Below are 19039 nucleotides of genomic sequence, written 5' to 3' on the forward strand. Positions count from 1 at the left end.
AGGCCTGTTGCCAAGCCGCAAGCAGACCTCTGCGCGCGGCGCTCGCGACTGGGCATCCGGAAGCGGCCTGGCTGCCATGCTTCGCCCGGCTACGAGCGCGCGTGCAGCTCCTTCACCGCGGCCGTCAGCGCCGGCACGACCTTGAACAAATCGCCCACGACGCCGTAGTCCGCGAGCTTGAAGATCGGTGCTTCGCGATCCGTGTTAATCGCCACGATGACCTTGCTGCCGCGCATCCCCGCGAGGTGCTGAATCGCCCCGCTGATACCACAGGCGATGTAGAGCCGCGGCGTCACGGTCTTGCCCGTCAACCCCACCTGCCGGCTGTGTGTCTGGTACCCCGCATCACAGGCGGCGCGCGAAGCCCCGACCGCACCATCCAGCTCCGCCGCCAACTCGTACAGGATTCGGAAGTTCTCCTCGCTCTTCAGCGAACGCCCGCCGGACACGATGATGTCCGCCTCGGCCACGTCCTTGATCCCGCCCCCCGCCTTCGCCACACTTTGCACCGTGATGCGCTCATCGCCCGCTGCCGGTGAGAAGGGCAGAATCTCGGCCGTGACGGCCGAACCGCTGCTGCGCGGCGCAGCGAACGCGTTGGGCCGCAGCGACACGATCGCCAGCCGTCCGGCGGGCAGCGCTACACGGCACGACGCCTTGCCGTTGTACACCGGCCGTTGCACCACCAACTCTTCCCCCTCGACTGCGACAGCCACCGCATCCGTCACCACGGCCGCGCCGAGCGCGGCCCCGAGCCGCGGCGCGAGATCGCGTCCCATGAATGTCGCCGGGAGCAACAGCGCGCGTGGCGGCTGACTCGCTACTGCGGCACACAAGGCCGTGCGATAACGAGTCACCGAGTAGTGTTCGAGCGCCGGGTCGGAGATGACGAGTAGCCGGTCCACGCCGGCTCCGCCCAGGGCTTCGCTTGCGGCACCGACCGTGCTCCCCACGATCACACCGACGACCTGATCCCCGGTTTGCTGAGCCAGCGCCCGTGCCGCAGTCACGGCTTGAAGTGCGGCCGGGTGCAGGCGATCGTTACGCTGTTCACCGAATACAAAGACATCGGCTGGCATCACATCATCCTCAAGCAGGGCCGCTGCGGCGCAGCGGGCGATTCCACGGTTCGCCACCAGTCACGACGGCGCAGTTCAGATGACCTTGGCCTCGTCACGCAGCAACTGGACCAATGCACGGGCCTGCTGGTCCGCTTCACCCTCCAGCAGCTTGCCGGGCGGACGCTCCGGAGGCGGCTCATACGTGACCACGCGGGTGCCACCCAGACGCGCCACCAGGTCCGCACATCCAGGCACGTCCGCGGCCGTCAGCACCTTGACCGGTTTCTTCTTGGCCTTCATCAGGTTGGGCAGCGAAGGGTAGCGCATCTCCACAAGACCCTTGTCGATGGTCACGAGTGCCGGCAACGGCACCGCCACCACCTCTTCCGCCCCCTCGATGCGGCGGCGCGCCGTGAACGTTCGGCCGTCCGCCGCCAATTCGAAAGCCGTGGTCGCCCCGATATGGGGCAGGTCAAGCAGTTCCGCCAACGCCGGTCCTGTCTGCCCGCTGTCGAGGTCGATCTCCTGCTTGCCGAGCAGAATCAGGTCATAACCACCCTCACGTACGACCGCAGCCAGCACCGCGGCGAGCTGTAATTCGTCGAGCGCCTCAAACGCGGGATCTTGCAGATGCAGACCCTCATCACAGCCGACCGCCAGCGCGGTTCGCAGTGCTTCGGCAGCGCTCGCCGGGCCAGCCAGCACCGCGACGATGTTCTCCACGTCGGCGCGCTTCTCGCGCAATTGCACCGCCAACTCGATCGCGAACTCGTCAAACGGGTTGACGACCATCTTCACGCCGGCTCGCTCGATGTCCTTATGATCCCCGCGCAGTCGAATGGTGGCAGTGGAATCCGGAACCTGGCGAACGATAACGAGAATCTTCATCCGCGCTCCCTTGCTGACCGATGTGGACCTGAACGTGCCTTGGATCATAACTCACGGAAGCGCGCTCGCAAGAGCGGCCGACGACGGGTGCCCGTGTTTCGTGGACCCGTACGACGCCCCCACGGACACAGCGAGTTGCCAACCTCGGCGGCGCCCGGTATGAAGCAGGAGTCGCTGCGCCACTGGCCGGGCGGGCAGCGCGTGGCCGACGCGGATACACACTGTTCGATTCGATAGGTGAAGGGTTTCATGCGCATTCGTGAATTGCTGACGACGGGCAAGCCCAGCTTCTCGTTCGAGTTCTTCCCTCCGAAGGACGACCAGGGGCTCTCGGATTTGCGCGCCACCATCGCCGGTCTGCGCGATCTGAAACCGACCTACATCTCTGTCACATACGGCGCCGGCGGCAGTACCCGTCAGCGCACGCTGGAGCTCGTCACACACATTCGCAAAGATTACGGTCTCGAAGCCATGGCCCACCTGACCTGTGTCGGAACTTCGCGCAGCCAGGTGCTCAGCGTGCTCGAATGCCTCGACGAGTCCGGCGTCGAGAACGTTCTGGCCCTCCGCGGTGATCCACCCAAGGGCGACGACAAATTCAAGCCCCATCCCGAGGGCTTCAACTACGCCAGCGAACTCGCCGAGTTCGCCCGGCGGTACTTCAGCTTCTGCCTCGGTGGGGCCTGCTACCCCGAGGTCCACCCCGAATCGCCCAACCTCGAAGCCGATCTCCTGCACCTCAAGCGGAAGATCGCGGCCGGCATCGAGTTCCTCATTACGCAACTCTTCTTCGACAACCAGAAATACTTCGACTTCGTCGGCAAGGCCCGCGCAGCCGGAATCGGCGTCCCAATCATCCCGGGCATCATGCCCATCACGAACTTCCGGCAGGTGGAACGCTTCACCGATATGTGTGGCACATCCATTCCGGAACCGCTCCTGAGTGAATTGCGTAACCTGCAGGACGACCACCACGCCGTGCTTTCGCTGGGCGTTGCCCATGCCACGGCCCAGTGTGTGGAGCTGCTGCAGCGCGGCGCTCCGGGGATTCACTTCTACACGCTGAACAAGTCCCCGGCGACGCGCACGATTCTTACGGCACTTCAGACCGTCTACCCGCCGGCGCGTGAGCCCGCGGGAAGTTGATCGCCTTACAACGGAGAGCGTCACGTATGGCCTGCCGTGGGTGGACCCGGGACGCATTGCGCTCCGCTTTTCGGGCCGGAATGATTTCCGAAAGCGGTTACATGAAGAGGTGAGAGCCATGGCAGATACACAGTCCCCGATGCCGCTCTTCTGTTGGCACGAACTCATGACACGCGATCCGGCTACCGCCCAGCGGTTCTACTGCGAACTACTCGGCTGGGGCACGCTGGAAGCCAACATGGGCGGCACCACCTACACGATGTTCACGGCGCCGACCGCACCCCAGGGGGCCGCCGGAATGCTGGCGATGACGGGTCCCCAGTTCGAGGGGGTACCCGCGAATTGGCTCGCCTACATCGCGGTAGAAGATCTCGATGCGACGGTCGCGCGTGTGACCAAGCTCGGCGGCCAGGTCCGGGTCCCGATCACCCCGATTCCCAACATGGGTCGCTTCGCTGTGATCGCCGACCCCACAGGTGCCGTCGTAGCGCTGTATCAGCAATAAGGCGCAGTCAGGTTGCATTCCTGCGATGTTGTGGCTGGTTTCCTGGGAGTCGCGAATAATCGGGGGGGAGATGCGTTTGGGCTTGTAACGAGACCGGATAGGAGAACCGACCCGTACGGCCAAGAGGAGGTACAACATGCGTGCGTGTTTTGTTGCCCCAGCCACAGTCATACTCCTTGGTACAGCACTCGCATTTGCCCAGGGACGAGACCCGAAACCGGAGAATGGCGGGCCACCCAACATCGGGCCCACACCATGCGCACCTTTCACCATCGCGAAGGGGGATCTCAGTGGGTTCGGTCTCGGCGACCAGCCCGAAGGTGGCACGCTGATCCTTCGCAGCCAGCCGGCCTGGGCCCAGTTCTGGGCCTCGCACACGCGCTTTGTCGAGCCCCGCCCGCCGCTCCCTGACATCGACTTCGGGCGTGAGGTGGTGATCGCGGCTATCCTTGGCCCCCAGCCGACCACCGGCTCTGCGAATATCGCCATTACATCACTCGAACGCGTCGGGACGTGGGTTCGCATCGGCATTCTGGAAGACCGGCGGCCGAGCATGTTGCCGGCTTTCAGTAATCCCTTCCACCTTGTCACAGTGCCGAAAGGATGCCTGCCTCCGGACGCGAACGTGCTCATCCAGACCTACCGACCGGTCCCCGGGTCGGCCACGCTCGACGGCCGCGTCCTGGGCACGATTCCCGGCACCGATGCCCAGACCCGGCCACTGGCCGGTGTGCTCGTGCAACTGCTCGACGACGAGGGTGAAGTGGTCGCCCGTTCACGCAGCGGAGGTGACGGTACATACTTCTTCGTGAACGTTCCGCCTGGCGAGTACCTGTTGCATGCGCAGGCCCCGGGTTTTCATCCTTATGACGAACTCCTGATGCTGCCACCTAACGCAAGAATCCGTCATGACATCGTGCTCTTCAAGATCGAGCCACAGCCCAGTTCACTGAGCGGTCGGGTATTCAGTCTTTTGCAGTCAACGAACACGCCCCCAACGCCACTGGGCGGCGCCCTGGTGCAGCTCTTCCGCGACAACGCTTCCACCCCGGCCTACGAAGTCTCGTCGGCCAACGACGGGACGTATGCGTTCGATGTCCTGCTGCCCGGCCCTTACCTCGTGCGCGTCTCGCTCGATGGCTACCAGACCCACACCGAACCCCTATTGATGCCCCCAGGACAGGATGTGGTGCGGAATTTCTTTCTGCGCACCGTTCCGCAGGCGAGCGCGGGCGTTCTGACGGGCCGCGTTTTCGGGCACGGAGCAACTCCGACAAACGTCCCGCCGCCGCTGCCCGGTGTGCGGGTGGCCGTTGTGTCAAACGGCGCGATTCTCGGGCACGCAATGACTAACCAACATGGAATCTACCACCTACAGAACCTGCCGCCCGGGACATGGAACGCCGTCGCCAGCAAGCTCGGATGGTCCACGGCACAGGCCGAGGTTGTGATCGTCGGGGGCGAAGTGACCATGCAGAACTTCGTGTTGAGCCGAACGAACATCCCACCAGGAGAGAACAATCCGAGCCAGAGTGATGAGTGGCTGCCGGAAGACGCGGAGTTCGAGGAACTCGATACGGCCGAGGCCGTTTTGATTCCGTTGTAGGCCGCAGTTCTTCGGGAGTACCGTGACACGCCGTGTTCCCACCCCCACTTCCGGTGGGGGCACGGCTTATCACTTTCCTGTCACGGCGGCCTGGCCCCCATCAAAATCCAATGGGTCTGGGGATGCCTTCGCCCGGCCGCGGCACCGGCGCTCTTGGTGTTCGGGGAAGTACGAAGCGGATGCCAGCCCATTCGACCAGTGGTTTCGTGGTGTCGATCGTGACGTGCAGCACTTTCGGCGTAAGCATCACCATCGGGAGAAGGAAATCCGCACGTGACAGCACCGGATCGAATCACTCGAACGGTGCCCGGAAGTGATGCCGCGTGCCAACACGGCGCTCCACCCGGCGCGCTTGCTCACGGCCTGAAGCGCCGGCATGATGCCCCGCATGGTGTCGAACGCCCCATCCTCGGTTGCATCCGCTCCGCTGCTACGTGTGGAGGATCTGCGCACCTGGTTTCGGCCGCGCCGTCGCCGGCTCTGGGAACCTGCCGGAATCCTGAAGGCGGTAGATGGGGTGAGTCTCGAGATCGCCGCGGGTCGTACCCTGGGCGTCGTCGGCGAAAGCGGCTGCGGCAAGTCGACCTTGGCGCGCTCAATTCTCCGCTTGATTCCCGCGACGAGCGGGCGCGTGCAGTTTGACGGTCGCGATGTGTACGCCCTACGCCCCCGAGCGTTACGGCAGCTGCGCCGCGACATGCAGATGATCTTCCAGGACCCGGTCGGCAGTCTCAATCCGCGCCTGTCCATCGAGACGCTCGTCGGTGAAGCACTAGGTGTCCACGGACTCGCACGGACCGCGCCGCAGCGGCGCGACCGTGTCGTCGAACTGCTGCTGCGCGTCGGCCTGCCAGCAGATGCGCTCACACGCTACCCGCACGAATTCTCCGGCGGGCAGCGGCAGCGCATCGGCATCGCCCGAGCGCTGGCCCTGAATCCGCGGCTGATCGTCTGCGATGAACCCGTGTCCGCGCTCGATGTCTCGATCCAGGCCCAGATCCTCAACCTGCTTGTCGACCTCCAGGACGAGCTTGGCCTCTGTTACCTGTTCATCGCGCACGATCTCGCCGTCGTGCGCCGTCTGAGTCACACCGTCGCGGTAATGTACCTCGGCCGTATTGTCGAGCATGCCGCTACCGAGGCGCTCTTTCTCGGTCCGCGCCACCCCTACACCCAGGCCCTACTGCACGCCGCGCCGACCATCGCTCTGCACGTCCAAACGGCGGGCCGGACACTGTCGCAGCCGCGTTCCGCGTTACCGCTGCTCCACGGCGAGCCCCCCAGCCCACTGAACCCACCCGTCGGCTGTGTGTTCCACCCGCGCTGCCCGATGGCGGAGGAACGCTGTAGAAGCGAACGGCCGGAACTGCGACTGCTGTCTCCCGGCCACGAAGTGGCTTGTCACTACATGGAGCAGACCGCGGCTTCCATTTGGCATGGCCGGCAGGCGTACCCGACTACGATCTGATTCATTCCTGGCCTTGATAACGCGGTTAAGAACGCGCAGGCATTTACTTCCCGACTGCCAGCCCCTAGAGTCAGGAAGCATGTCTCCCGAATTGATCTTACTGGCGATCTTTTGCGCAGGCGTCGTGGCACACGCCGCTTGGAGTACGTTTGAGCACTTCGGACCTACCGTCGCCGAGGAAGGTCCCGATGAAGCCGGCATCCTCGTCTTCGTCGAGTCCACCCGCTTTGCCGGAGTGTGCTGGGGGCGCCGCACAACCGCCCTCGGCGTGCGGCAGGCCGGCTTCCGGGGCCGCTTCCTCTACTGGCGTTTTCATGCCACCTGGCGCGCGTGCCTGCTGGTACCCCTGATCGGTGACCGCGGCCTGCTCGAACGCGAGGCGCGACGCTTGGCCGCTTACCTGGCCGCACAGCGGCACGGCGCGCCGCACCGCGCGTTACACGTCATCGGCTACTCGGCTGGCGGATTCGTCGCCCTGCGTGCGCTTGAACTGTTGCCGCCCGACGTGCGGGTCGACAGCGCCATCATCGTGCAAGGCGCGTTTTCACCATGGCGTGACCTGCGACCCGCTGCAGCGGCGGTACGGTCCCGATTGGCGATCACATGGTCCTTCGGAGACTGGCTGCTGTTGGGCCTGGGAACCACGCTGCTGGGTACGTGCGACCGCCGACACACCCCCGCGATCGGCATGGTCGGCCCGCGCGGCGCGGGGCGCGACGTCGTGCGGTCAATCGGCTGGACCCCGGACTTGCTCTGGCGCGGTCATACGGGCGGCCACTTTGGTGCCACAGCGCGCGAGGTCATCGCGCACTCGATCGCGCCCGCCCTCGGGGCTCGCGGGGACTGGGCTGCGAAACCGTTGGGCGCCTAACCCTTCGCGGCTGTGGGGGAGATGGGCACCACACATGCGATTGTTCCCCCGGTGCGCGCACCACGCGTTGCGCAAATCGCAACTGCGTGGCACGCGCTGCGTCCTCTCCAATTCGTGGGGCGGGCCAGATCGGTACGCCAGCGGGACCCTGTCGCGCACGGGCGCCCCCACCGCTTACCCGCGTCCCATCTGCTGCGATGTATTCACCTGCTCACTCAGCCGCCTGCTCGGCGGCCGCAGACGGCGATTCTCAACCTCCCAGACGTAGCTGTGAATCGTCACCTCCTTCGGAATCAGGGGGGAGGCGCGCAAGAGCCGCACCTGCTCGATGCTTACCGCATCGACATCGCGAAAGGTTTTGATCCACTTGCCGAAGCCGCCTTTTTCGAGCTTCAGCTCCGGCAGCCCGGGGTCAAGCTGGACCGCGTCGGGGTCGATGCCGCGTTCACGTAAAGCCGTCGCAAGCGCATCACCCGTAGCCGTCATCATGCCGCATTCGGTATGGTTAACCACGATGATCTCTCGAGTGCCGAAGAATTGCGTCGTCAACATTGCCGAACGAATGGCATCATCCGTGACGAGACCACCGGCATTGCGGAAGACGTGGGCGTCCCCTTCACGGATGCCCAGCGCCTGCTCAATGGGCAGACGTTCGTCCATGCACGCCAATACCCACAACCGGCGATTGTTGGGTATCCCCTTCTGACGCCGCAGGGCCCAGGCCTCCTGCTCGGCATACTCCAGGTCGATCTGCTGATGCACCATCACGATACTCCTGTGCATGGATTCACGAAATCCGCAACCGATGCGGGGTTCAAAACGAAGAATTGTTCAGAGGGAAGCGAAACGGGTCACGCTGGAGCCGGGCTCTAACAGCCGCAACAGCACGAACACGCGGTGTGACGGCAACAAACGGTGCTGCTGCCGCGAGGTTCACAGGCGAATTGCATCTGACCTACGCACATGCGAGCTCTCATACCTCTTACGAGGCGTGGCCGCGTGGACTCACGCCATGCAGATGTTAGGCGGGTGCCGCGGCCAGTCAAGCCGGCCGGGGCACGGACCTCGTGTCACCGCTTGCGCGCCAGCATCAGCCCGTCGCCAATCGGCACCAAACTGCACGAGACGCGCTCGTCCGCGCGAATCTTCCGGTTGAGTGCATCAATGGCACGCACGTTGTCCCCCGCGGCTTCCGGCGCCACGACCCGGCCGTCCGACAAAGCGTTGTCGATGGCGACCAGGCCACCCGGTCGCAGCAGGCGCAGAGCCCGTTCGTAATAGGCGTCGTAGCCAACCTTATCCGCATCCAGGAAGGCAAAATCAAATGTCTCGGTCGCACCGCCCGCCAGGAGCGCGTCCAGCGTCTCCAGCGCCGGAGCGAGACGCAATTCTATCCGTTCAGCCACACCAGCCGCCGCCCAGTAGCGCCGTGCGATCGCGGTCCACTCCTCCGACACATCACAGCAGAGCAGGCGCCCATCCGGTGGCAGCGCCCGCGCCACGCATAGTGCGCTGTAGCCCGTGAATGTGCCGACTTCGAGCGCCCGACGCGCACCAATGGTCTCGATCAGGAGCGCCATGAATTGCCCCTGCTCAGGCGAAATCTGCATTTCGGCATTCGGCAGCCGCGCCGTCTCCTCCCGCAGTTGCCGTAGCAGCTCCGGTTCACGCAGCGTAGCCGTCACAAGGTACTCGTGCAGTTCACCCGCCAGTTGCAGCGTTCGACTCGACACGGCGACTCCTTCCCTGCGCGGAGGGTCCGGCTCCGACACCGATCCGATCTTAGGGCGCCGGATCCAGCTCCGCGAGCAACGCCAAGTCGTCGGCCGTCAGCGGCCCGAGGTCTGCGGCCACCACATTGTCGGCTACCTGTACCGCGGTCTTCGCCCCCGGAATCACCGTGTGGCAGGCCGCATGCGTCAGGCAGAAACGCAGTGCTACCTGGGATTGGGTCTGCGTGGGATAGCGAGCAAACAGCGGCTGCAGCGCTTCGAGCCGAAATAGATAGCTTTCCAGCTTGTCAGGTGACAGGTTCATGCCGCGATGATCGTCCGGTCCGAAGCGCGTGGCGCGCGTGAACTTGCCGGTGAGCAGGCCGAACAGCAACGGAATGCGCACGATGATTCCGAGGCCGTACTGCCGGGCCTTGGGGAGCAGCACCTCCTCGGCCGCACGCTCCAGCAGGTTATACCGCACTTGCAGGACATCCAGCTCGGCATGATGTGCATCGAGCACGGTCGCCTGCTCCGTTTCTTTGAACGACTGCACACTCAGCCCCGTGTAACGCACCTTGCCTTGGCGTCGCAGTGTGGCAAGCGCGTCCCAGGGTTCGTCGCGCTCCAGGTGCTCCAGATCGGGGCTGTGCAACTGGTACAGGTCGAGGGTGTCCACTCGCAGTCGCTGCAAGCTCTGCTCGGCCGCGAACAGCAGGTAGTCCTTCGCGTAATTCTGCCGGATGGGTCCGTAACCGGTGTCGTGGTCCTGGGCCGCAAAATAAAAATCGTTCCCGCCCTTGGTCGCGACCGTCAACGCCGGCCCACCGCGCTCCGCCAGAACCGCGGCAATCAGTTCTTCGGAATGCCCGAAACCATACGTATCCGCCGTGTCGAGGAAGGTCACGCCGGCATCGAGGGCGGCGTGCAGGGCTGCCTTGGAGACTGCGTCATCCGTCGGGCCCCAGTGGCTGCCACCGATCGCCCAGGCCCCGAATCCCACTGCGGATACCTGCGGGCCGCGAGAGCCCAATGGCACGTATTGCACGGTTACCTCCGCAATCTCTTGACGGTCGCGATCAACAGAACCAGCATAGTTACTTCCGGCCATGGTCGCCAAGGTAGGCCGATTTGACAGGCGCCCATGCCGAATCTAAACTGCCCCATCTACCCGTAAGTGGGCGTTGCGGCGCCCAAGCGCGCCGGTGTAGCTCAGTTGGCGAGAGCGCTTGACTGTGGATCAAGAGGTCCCGCGTTCGAATCGCGGCGCCGGCAATTTCCCCCTTTCTATTTGCGCTAGCCGCGATCGCCTGCCAACCGCCATTGGTTGAAGACGGCCGCGCAGCGAGCATTTGTTGAACGTCACCGCTACCTGCGGACCAGCCGAGGGTACACTGAAACCGTTCAGTTATCTCCTGTCCTCGACCGTCGGGTTTAAGGAGTAAGTGCGCCGAATGGCGCAGCAGAAAAACCCGCTCGGGTCGGGAAAACCTGCCTAATTCCCTTGCCTACCGATTCATTTCCGGGCATGATAACAGATGGATATATAATCCTGCTCTTCGGAGCGCCGCCGCAGTGCGTGTGCAGACTCACGAAATGTGTGGTCTGCGGTGATGCTTCGCAATGGGTCGTTCGATTGGCATCACCAAGCTCACTTCTTCGCCTGCGCAGCGCCACAGATTGCGAGGAACCATCATGCCCAGTGCTGCTTCTTCACGTTGCCCGCGCGTCCAAACCGTTTGCGGCTTCACGCTGATCGAGTTGCTCGTCGTGGTCGCCATCATCGCACTCCTCATCTCGATCCTGTTGCCCAGCATGGCCGCCGCGCGTGAACAGACCCGTTCCGTGAAATGCCTGGCCAACCTGCGTTCTATCGGCCAAGGCATCACGATGTATGCTCAGGATCAACGTGGCGTATTGCCCGGCCCGCTGCATCCTCCCATTTACCGCAATACGGGCTCGGCCATTCCGGGCGAAACGACCGTCGATGGCTTCCCCGTCATGAACCCCAATACCGAGCGACCATGGTTCCTTTTGGCGCGCCTCGCACCCGTGATGGCGAGTGGCCCGGATGATCTCCTGAAGTACGTCGACCTCGTAGGAACGTGCCCAACGGCGAAGCAGAAGAACACCGATTCCAATTTCCTGCCGAACGTGAATCAGAATCCGAGTTGGAGCCGGCCCTACAACTACCTGGTCAATTCCTGGAACAATACCGAACCGCGTTTCTACTTTGGCTGGACCAACATCGGCGTGACATGGGAGGGCTGGGTCAACGCTTATAACGCCAATCCGAACGGTACGGCGCAGCCGCCGAAGAAGTTGGATGCGGTGCGGCGGTCTGCCGAGGAGTGGGCAGTTGGGGATGCCTGGTGGGACTTCCGCCGGACTTTCATCGCTCCCGGCCAGTTCGCCGACCGAATGCTCGGCACCTGGCAACTCCTGACGTCGAACCCGACCACTTCAGCAAATATGTCGCACAACCCGCTGCCGCGGACTCCGTACCACCGTAATAACCGCGGTACGAACCTGGTTTACTTCGACGGGCACGCGGCGACGTTCGTCGGGATCGACGAATGGGCGCAGAAATTCCCGGCCAACCAGCCAACCCCGCCCTAGGCGGCCGGCAATGTGGTTCATCACTGCGTGCACGCGCACGCTTGCATTCGGCGATCGAGTGAGGTAGAGTGAGGCGTGGAGAAGGGAAAATGAACGGGGTCTCGACGGTCCCGTGAAAGTTGCAATTCAGCACCACATTCCCTTCCTGGTCCTGTGTGTATCGGCGTCCGTATGAGCCAATTTTGATGTCGTGACAAGGTCAGAAGTGGGCACTGCGTGGCAGCCACCGTGGAACGGTTGGGCTGTCGGCAGGCCGGCAATTCGCAAGAGAAGAAGGAGGCACGGAAATGAAGTCTTTCCTCGGTAGTCTGGCAGCGGTGGCCGTGTGCGCGACGATCGCGGTCGCGGACATCCCTTCGCTGCAAATTTCACTCGCAATCCGCGAGACCGGCACCGCCGCCGGCATCGGCGAGAATGGTGGCACCGCTGGTGGCATCGAGTTCGTCAATCTCGACGGCCAGACACTTTACCTGGACGGCACTTGGCAGCAGTTCTCGTGGCACCTTCCTACAGCGACGCTGACCGCGTTTGCGGCGCAACGGCGAACGGCATTCTCGAAGGATCCGCCGGGGTGATTGAGCACCTGCGGATTCGGAGCACGGGCGGTGCCGGGCCGTTCACGCTCTGGATGGATGACATCGCCAACTCGTACCGTCCGAGCCCCGTGGTCCCGCCGACTACCGTGAACTTCGGTTCGTTCGAAGGGTATGCGGACGGCGCGGAAGTGATTTTCCAGGAGCCGAGCTTCTCCGGTTCGACCTCCGGAAACGTGCTGCCCGGCAGCGTATCGGGTGTGGACAACACGGTGGCATACACCGGCAACGCCTCTTACAAGGTGGAGTATGGCTTTGTGGACGCCGACCCGAGCCGCTGGGTTCGCTTGACGACCTTCAACACACCGAACCTGCCGAATCCCACGATCTACTTCGATCGGGACAGCACGGTGACGATGTGGATCAAGGGCGTGCCCGAGCCAACGTCGCTGCTGCTGCTGGGACTGGGCGCGCTCGCGTTCATTCGCCGTCGCTAAGGACGACGGGCTGACCCCGCCGCGCGGGGAAGCGGGACGTCCGAACTTCGCCTGGGACTCCGCTCTGCCCGCGACGCGCTCTGCCGCGCCGGGCAGTGCGGGGTCCCTTGTTTTGTACAGCCGGATGCACCGACCAGGCCCGCAGGACGGGCGGGTTGAACGGGCCGGCCGTAGTGGCAGTAGAATCAGACGCAACTCGATTTCGCGCGCTTGGCCCGCTGGGCCAGCCACGCTCGCTATCAGGAGGTTTCACGATGCTGACCCGACTTTGTCGCGCGCTGCTCGTGGGCGGGGCCGCATGTCTGGCCGCGCCGGCAACCGCGCAATTCACTACCCTCGTCACCAACTTTGAGGTCCCGGCCTGGGATTTCCAGACGGAAATCCTCTTCCTCAATCCGGCGAATTCGACCTCTACGACTGGCCTGTCGCCCACGGACGGGAACAGTTCGTACATCTCGGTTGCCGGGCTGGATCCGTTTGTCGTCGTGAGCAGTGGCACGCGCGCCGCGGCTGTGTTCTGGGGGTTTACGAATCCCGGTGACCCGTCTTCGTGGGTCCGTCTGAGCACTTTCAATGCCCGCGAAATTCCCAATCCGGCCGTCCACCTTGAAGGCAAGGTGCGCTTCCGGCTCGCGGCCCGTGCATTCACGAGCAACACCTTTGCGACCCAAGTTCCAACCGGCAAGCTGCACCTGGGTATCGGCCTCCGCGAATCGGGTCAAGGCGTCCGCCTGGGTGGCAATGGCGGTACGGCTGGTGACGTGGAACAGGTTCTGGAGAGCCGCCTGCCGCTCATCTTCGCCGGCACCAACGGCCTCTGCGACACGACCATCGCGCCAGACAGCGACGACGTTCAGCTTGTCCCCGTGGGCAGCCCGGCCACTCCCGGCCAACCGGTCGTTGGCCCCGGTCCGGATGGAATCCTCCAAACGACGGCCCAGGGTGATGATGTCCTGCGAATCACGCCCATCGGCCTGTACGAGATCCCAACCGACGGCGTCATGCGCCTGTACGAATTCGATCTTGCAGCATTGCAGGCCTCAGAAAACATTTTCGGCCTGACGGGCGACGGCGACCTCGGAGCCACGCCGAACAATCGCGGCACACTGGATCATCTCGTGTTGACGAATGATCCCGGCAATGGGGCCGTGAATGCCAAAGTGTTTTACCTGAGCATCGACGATGTCGAGTTCGTGTCGCCGGTTCTCGATCCGCCGGCCATCGTCACGAACCCGGTCGCCCCGCAACCGCTGGCTGAAGTCGTCACGGTGCAGTTCGTGAAGGAAGCCGCCACGCTGGTCGAGATCGTACGGCTGGACAGCGCGCAGGTGGTCGGCAGTATCGTGCCACAGGGCGCCACCATCGTGGATGTGCCGACGACGCCGCTGCCGCCGCGTGTCAGCATCGTCGCGCGTCAGACGGTCGGTGGCAGCGTCAGCGACAATTCGGTGGCGGTGCCGATCGTCTCGCCCGGCAACGGTCCGCTACGTATCGCGATGGCGATTCGTGAGACGGCTCAGTATGACAATGGCTTGAACTGTGGCGATGATGGCACCGGCTTTGACCCCGATCAGCCCTCCACGCTCGAGTTCATCGGTTCGCAGACTCAGCAGGGCTTCGGAGTCCCGACCCCCCCACGCTTCGTACCGTCCCCGGAGTGGTTCGAGATCACCTTCGACCCCTGCGACGAGGTGTATGGTGTTGCGCAGTTCAGCGGCAACGGCGAGATCGATTTGCGTCCGGCACCCGAGCACACCAACGGCGTGTGGGAGGGGCTCTATTTCCGCATCGATGCTCAGAACCCGACGGTCGGGCCCTTCACGGTCTACCTTGACGACTTGGCGGTTAAGGATCGCGACGGCAACCTGATCTGCCTGGTTGACGACTTCGAAAGCTACGACGCAGGTGACTACATCATCGATCGCATCCTCAACGGCAACGGCATGGCCGATACCGTTGCAGCCGCTACGGACATCCAGGTTGTGCCGGTCGGCAGCCCGACGTTCCCCGGCCAGATCATCGTCGCTCCGGGTCCGGACGGCACACTGGAGACCATTCCCCAGGGCGACGACATCATTCAGCCGCTGCACGCCCGTTTCAGCTTCCCGGGCGTGTCGGGTACCAGTATCGGCCTCGCCGCGACGCCGAACCGCACGGCCGTCACTACCGAGGATGCATTCAGCGGGTCACAGGCGCTGCGGATCGATTTCGCGTTCCTCAGCGCGTCCAATCTGAGCAGCGTGCTGCGCCTGACGACGAACGGCTCGCTCGCGACGAATCCGCCGGAGCCGTTCGTGAACCCCGACTCGGTCATCCCGCTGAGTCTCGACGGCACGCTGTGTGACAATCCCAACAACCTGGTCTACAGCGTGATGGTGCGCCTGGCACCGCCACCGGTTCCGGCCGACTGCGATAGCGATGGCACGGTGGACATGTATGATGTGGCCTGCCTCCAGTTGTGCTTCCGTGAGTCGCCGCTGTCCGGCGGTTGCGCGATCTTTGACATCGCGCCGAACGGGGCACCTGATGGCGTGGTGAACGCCCTCGACTTCCAGTTGTTTACGTTCCTGCTGGTGGGTCCGTAGTTCTGCGGCCACCTGGCACACCAGGATCTTCGCCGGCCGTCCGACACCTGCCACGGTGCCGGGCGGCCGACGTGTTGGGGGGTGGCCCGGCGCGATCCCACCGCCCCTATTCGTTTCCCGCGCCCGCGCCGCTACGATTGCCGCTTCGGCCGGGTGGATAGTCTGCCGGCCTGCGTGCAGGAGGATGTGTACCGTGGGTGGATTGGTCGAGCCGCGGCTCATGCGGGGACTTCGCGACATCTTTCCCGAGGACATGCACGCGCGTCAGTGGATCATCGACACGATCCGCGGCGTGTACGAACTCTACGGTTACGTTCCGCTCGGTACTCCCGCGCTGGAGTTCTACGATGTACTCACCGGCTCGACCGGCGCTGAGAGCGAGAAGCAGCTCTTTCGTGTGCAGGGGCCGGAAGGCGAGGAGTTGGGGCTGCGCTTCGACCAGACCGTCGCACTGGCACGCGTCGTGGCACAGTACCCGGACCTCCCGCGGCCATTCCGCCGGTACCAGGTCGCACCCGTGTGGCGCTCCGACAACCCCTACGAGAAGCGCGGCCGCTTCCGCGAGTTTCTCCAGTTCGACATCGACGCGGTCGGCGTGGAGTCCGAAGCGGCGGACGTCGAGATGATCACGGCGATGTGTGACGCACTGCGGGCCTTGGAACCGGGTTCATTCCGCGTGCGCGTATCGAGCCGCCGGGTATTGAATCTCGTATTGCCTTATACCGGTATCCCTTCCGATCGCAGCCACGAGGTCTTCCGCGTGCTCGACAAGCTGGACAAGCTGGGCCCGGAGAAGGTGCGCCGCGAGCTCACCACCGGGTACGTGGATGAATCAGGCAGCCGCGTTCAGGGGCTCGGTTTCACCGACGACCAGGTCACACGACTGGAGCGTTTCCTCGCTGTCCGTGACCCTGCACGGGCCGGCGTGCTCGCGCAGCTCGGCGCGTTGTTTGGCGACTCGGCGGAGGTGGCCGCCGAACTCGCTCCGCTGGCACGGATTGATGCCCGGTTGACACGCCTCGGCTACGACGATGCCATCGTGCAGTACGATGTGAGCATCGCGCGTGGACTCGCCTACTACACCGGCACCGTCTTCGAAACGGAGCTACTCGACCTGCCGGAATTCGGCTCCATCTGTTCCGGCGGGCGGTACGATGACCTTGTCACGCGCTTCCTCGGCGAGCGGGTCCCGGCGGTCGGAACCTCGGTCGGCGTGGATCGACTGCTGATCGCCCTGCGTGAACTGGGACGGATTCCACCGCAACACCTCCCGAAGTCGACGGCCCAGGTACTGGTCACCGTCTTCGATCAGGAACTGCTCGATGGCTACCTGGCGATGACTTACGAACTGCGTCGCGCCGGTATCCGCACGGAGCTCTATCTCGGCACACAGAAACGCATTGGCAAGCAGATCCAGTACGGCGACCGTTACGAAGTGCCTGTGCTGGTCGTCTATGGGTCGGATGAGTTCACACGCGGCGAGGTTCAACTCAAGGACATGTCGGTCGGGCGGCAGCGCACCGCCCAGGTAGCCGCACGTGACCAGTGGCGCGCGGAGCGCCCGGGCCAGTTCAACGTGCCGCGTGCCGAGCTAGTGCCCGCCGTTAGGAAACTGCTTGCCGAGATCGAGGGCCAGCCATGACGACCGCCACTTGCCCCGCGGTCCCCGGACCCATCGTCCTCGATGGTGCATCGCTCACCCTCCCCGACCTCATCCGTATTGCCCGCGATCCGCGGGTGCCGGTGACTTGTGCGCCCGAGGCCCTCGCCGCCGTCGCCCGCGGCTGGGAGGAGATTGAACAGATCGTGGCCGCCTATCAGCTCGCGCTCGCCAACCAACAGCCGCTGCCGCGCGTCTACGGCGTCACGACCGGTTTCGGCGAGTTCAAGCACACACGCATCGAACCCGAGCACTTCGAGGAAATGCAACGCAACATTCTCCTCAGCCACTCTGTCGGGGTGGGTGAGAACGACGACGCGAACGATCCGATCAACTACTTTCCCGCCGAGGTGGTCCGCGCCACACTCGCCCTCCGCCTCAATGCGTTTCTGAAGGGGCATTCCGGTGTGCGGCCCACGCTCGTCGAGTGCGTCGCCCGCATGCTCAACCGCGGCATCGTACCGCTCGTGCCGATCCGCGGCTCCCTCGGCGCCAGCGGCGACCTCTGCCCGCTCGCGCACCTGTTCGTCGTCCTGCTGGGTGTGGGGCGCTACTTCATCGTTCGCGGTCCTGAAGATCTCGAGTACAAAACCTACGCGGGCGTCGAGCTGCGTGCTGCGGCCACGCAACTCGCCGCGGACCTTGGTTATGACATCCTGCCGACCCCGAGCTTCAAGGAAGGACTCGCACTCACCAACGGCGCCAACGTCTCCGCCGCCCTGCTTGCCCTGGCCGTCTTCGATGCCGAACGCCTCGCGAACAGCGCCGACGCCGCCGCCGCGCTCACCCTGGAGGCCATCTGCGGCCGGGCGCGGGCGCTTGATCCGCGCGTGCACGCCGCGCGTGGACTGGACGGCCAGTGTGACAGCGCCGCCAACCTGCGTGACCTGATTGGCGGCAGCCGCCTGATTGACGCCGCCGACGATGTGCAGGACTGCTACTCTGTCCGCTGTACGCCCCAGGTGCATGGTGCCACCCGCGACGCCATCGCCTTCGCTCGTATGATTGTGTCCCGCGAGTGTAACGCCGCCACCGACAACCCGCTCTTCTTTCCCGGCACCGGCGAACCGTGGGACAAGCAGACCTTCTTCGCCAACCGTCCTGGCAGTTTCGGCGATTTACACGCCTACTCCGCCGGCAACTTCCACGGTCAGCCGCTGGCACTCGCGGCCGACTTCCTGACCATCGCCGTAGCAGAGCTGGCGAATATTGCGGAACGGCGAACCCAGATGCTGCTGGACGCGCGGCACAATCGCAACCTGCCATCCAACCTGATCGCGCGCTGTGGCCTGAATTCCGGCTACATGATCGCGCAGTACACGGCCGCGAGCGTCGTCTCCGAAAACAAGGTTCTCGCGCACCCGGCGTCGGTCGATTCGATTCCTTCTTCGGCGAATACCGAAGATCACGTCTCCATGTCAACGATCGCCGGGCGGAAGCTGCGCACGGTACTGGGGAATACGCAGGCCGTGTTGGCGATCGAACTACTCGTCGCGGCGCAGGCGATTGATTGGCGCGTCGGGATGAAGCGCGACCCGAATCCCCACACGCCCGCCGACGACCAGCCCGGCTTCGCCCGCGGAAGTCTGAGCACGACGACCGAGGAGCAGGTTGCCTTCGAACTTGCGACGGCGCCAGCCAAGCGGGGGGAGATCGTCGCGTTTCTGGGGCGGGGCACGCGCGGGGCCTACCTGGCCGTTCGCGCAGTCGCCGAACCGATGTTGCGCGATCGCGTCCTCGAACCCGACATCCGCGCCGTGCGGCGCATCCTGCACGATGGACGATTTCTCGGCGCGGTGGAAGCGGACCTCGTCGCACCGCTGCGCGCCATCCTCCCCCTCAACCGTTCACCTGTGACGTAACCTGCGGGGCCTACTCGCCTGTGTCC

At 64.2% G+C, this 19039-nt stretch carries 16 protein-coding genes and 1 tRNA gene; 12 read left to right on the plus strand and 5 right to left on the minus strand.

Features of this window, described 5'->3' with window-relative positions; all coding sequences use genetic code 11:
- Positions 1 to 89 precede the first annotated feature (89 nt).
- Entirely contained in the window at positions 90 to 1079 is a 990-nt protein-coding gene (locus IPM18_12985; protein ID MBK9120495.1) for an electron transfer flavoprotein subunit alpha/FixB family protein, read from the minus strand.
- Positions 1080 to 1154: 75 nt separating this feature from the next.
- Positions 1155 to 1949 carry an electron transfer flavoprotein subunit beta/FixA family protein gene (locus IPM18_12990; protein MBK9120496.1) on the minus strand — a complete coding sequence of 265 codons (795 nt, stop codon included), beginning with the start codon at positions 1947 to 1949 and terminating at the stop codon, positions 1155 to 1157.
- Positions 1950 to 2198: 249 nt separating this feature from the next.
- Between IPM18_12990 and metF the strand changes: the two genes are divergently transcribed.
- From metF to IPM18_13015, 5 genes are all read left to right on the plus strand, one after another.
- Positions 2199 to 3095 carry a methylenetetrahydrofolate reductase [NAD(P)H] gene (gene metF, locus IPM18_12995; GenBank protein MBK9120497.1) on the plus strand — a complete coding sequence of 299 codons (897 nt, stop codon included), beginning with the start codon at positions 2199 to 2201 and terminating at the stop codon, positions 3093 to 3095.
- Positions 3096 to 3213: 118 nt separating this feature from the next.
- On the plus strand, positions 3214 to 3600 hold the full coding sequence (locus IPM18_13000) for a VOC family protein (protein MBK9120498.1): 387 nt from the start codon (positions 3214 to 3216) through the stop codon (positions 3598 to 3600).
- Between the two features lie 136 nt (positions 3601 to 3736).
- Entirely contained in the window at positions 3737 to 5206 is a 1470-nt protein-coding gene (locus IPM18_13005) for a carboxypeptidase regulatory-like domain-containing protein (protein MBK9120499.1), read from the plus strand.
- Between the two features lie 388 nt (positions 5207 to 5594).
- On the plus strand, positions 5595 to 6674 hold the full coding sequence (locus IPM18_13010) for an ATP-binding cassette domain-containing protein (GenBank protein MBK9120500.1): 1080 nt from the start codon (positions 5595 to 5597) through the stop codon (positions 6672 to 6674).
- A gap of 79 nt (positions 6675 to 6753) precedes the next feature.
- Complete coding sequence (locus IPM18_13015) at positions 6754 to 7545, plus strand: hypothetical protein (GenBank protein ID MBK9120501.1); 792 nt, start codon at positions 6754 to 6756, stop codon at positions 7543 to 7545.
- Between the two features lie 174 nt (positions 7546 to 7719).
- Here IPM18_13015 and IPM18_13020 read toward each other — a convergent pair whose 3' ends face one another.
- The 3 genes from IPM18_13020 to IPM18_13030 all read right to left on the minus strand — a co-directional run bounded on the left by IPM18_13020 (position 7720) and on the right by IPM18_13030 (position 10305).
- A complete protein-coding gene (locus IPM18_13020) occupies positions 7720 to 8310 on the minus strand; it encodes a carbonic anhydrase (GenBank protein MBK9120502.1) in 591 nt (196 codons plus the stop codon).
- A gap of 305 nt (positions 8311 to 8615) precedes the next feature.
- Complete coding sequence (locus IPM18_13025; GenBank protein MBK9120503.1) at positions 8616 to 9278, minus strand: class I SAM-dependent methyltransferase; 663 nt, start codon at positions 9276 to 9278, stop codon at positions 8616 to 8618.
- A gap of 49 nt (positions 9279 to 9327) precedes the next feature.
- The gene (locus tag IPM18_13030) at positions 9328 to 10305 is read right to left on the minus strand and encodes an aldo/keto reductase (protein MBK9120504.1); all 978 of its coding nucleotides are present in this window, start codon (positions 10303 to 10305) and stop codon (positions 9328 to 9330) included.
- A gap of 153 nt (positions 10306 to 10458) precedes the next feature.
- Here IPM18_13030 and IPM18_13035 point away from each other — a divergent pair.
- From IPM18_13035 to IPM18_13065, 7 genes are all read left to right on the plus strand, one after another.
- A tRNA-His gene (locus IPM18_13035) sits at positions 10459 to 10532 on the plus strand.
- A gap of 420 nt (positions 10533 to 10952) precedes the next feature.
- Entirely contained in the window at positions 10953 to 11876 is a 924-nt protein-coding gene (locus IPM18_13040; protein ID MBK9120505.1) for a prepilin-type N-terminal cleavage/methylation domain-containing protein, read from the plus strand.
- Positions 11877 to 12163: 287 nt separating this feature from the next.
- On the plus strand, positions 12164 to 12451 hold the full coding sequence (locus IPM18_13045) for a hypothetical protein (GenBank protein ID MBK9120506.1): 288 nt from the start codon (positions 12164 to 12166) through the stop codon (positions 12449 to 12451).
- Positions 12448 to 12906 carry a PEP-CTERM sorting domain-containing protein gene (locus IPM18_13050; GenBank protein MBK9120507.1) on the plus strand — a complete coding sequence of 153 codons (459 nt, stop codon included), beginning with the start codon at positions 12448 to 12450 and terminating at the stop codon, positions 12904 to 12906. The genes IPM18_13045 and IPM18_13050 overlap by 4 nt, the downstream gene beginning before the upstream one ends.
- A 254-nt stretch (positions 12907 to 13160) precedes the next feature.
- Complete coding sequence (locus IPM18_13055; protein ID MBK9120508.1) at positions 13161 to 15491, plus strand: hypothetical protein; 2331 nt, start codon at positions 13161 to 13163, stop codon at positions 15489 to 15491.
- Positions 15492 to 15684: 193 nt separating this feature from the next.
- Positions 15685 to 17133: a histidine--tRNA ligase gene (gene hisS, locus IPM18_13060; GenBank protein MBK9120509.1), complete on the plus strand. Its 1449-nt coding sequence runs from the start codon at positions 15685 to 15687 to the stop codon at positions 17131 to 17133.
- Positions 17130 to 19013, plus strand: coding sequence for an aromatic amino acid lyase (locus IPM18_13065; GenBank protein MBK9120510.1), 1884 nt, complete (start codon positions 17130 to 17132; stop codon positions 19011 to 19013). Before hisS ends, IPM18_13065 begins: the two co-directional genes overlap by 4 nt.
- Positions 19014 to 19039: the final 26 nt, after the last annotated feature.

Source organism: Phycisphaerales bacterium (assembly GCA_016716475.1).
Taxonomy (GTDB): domain Bacteria; phylum Planctomycetota; class Phycisphaerae; order UBA1845; family Fen-1342; genus JADJWG01.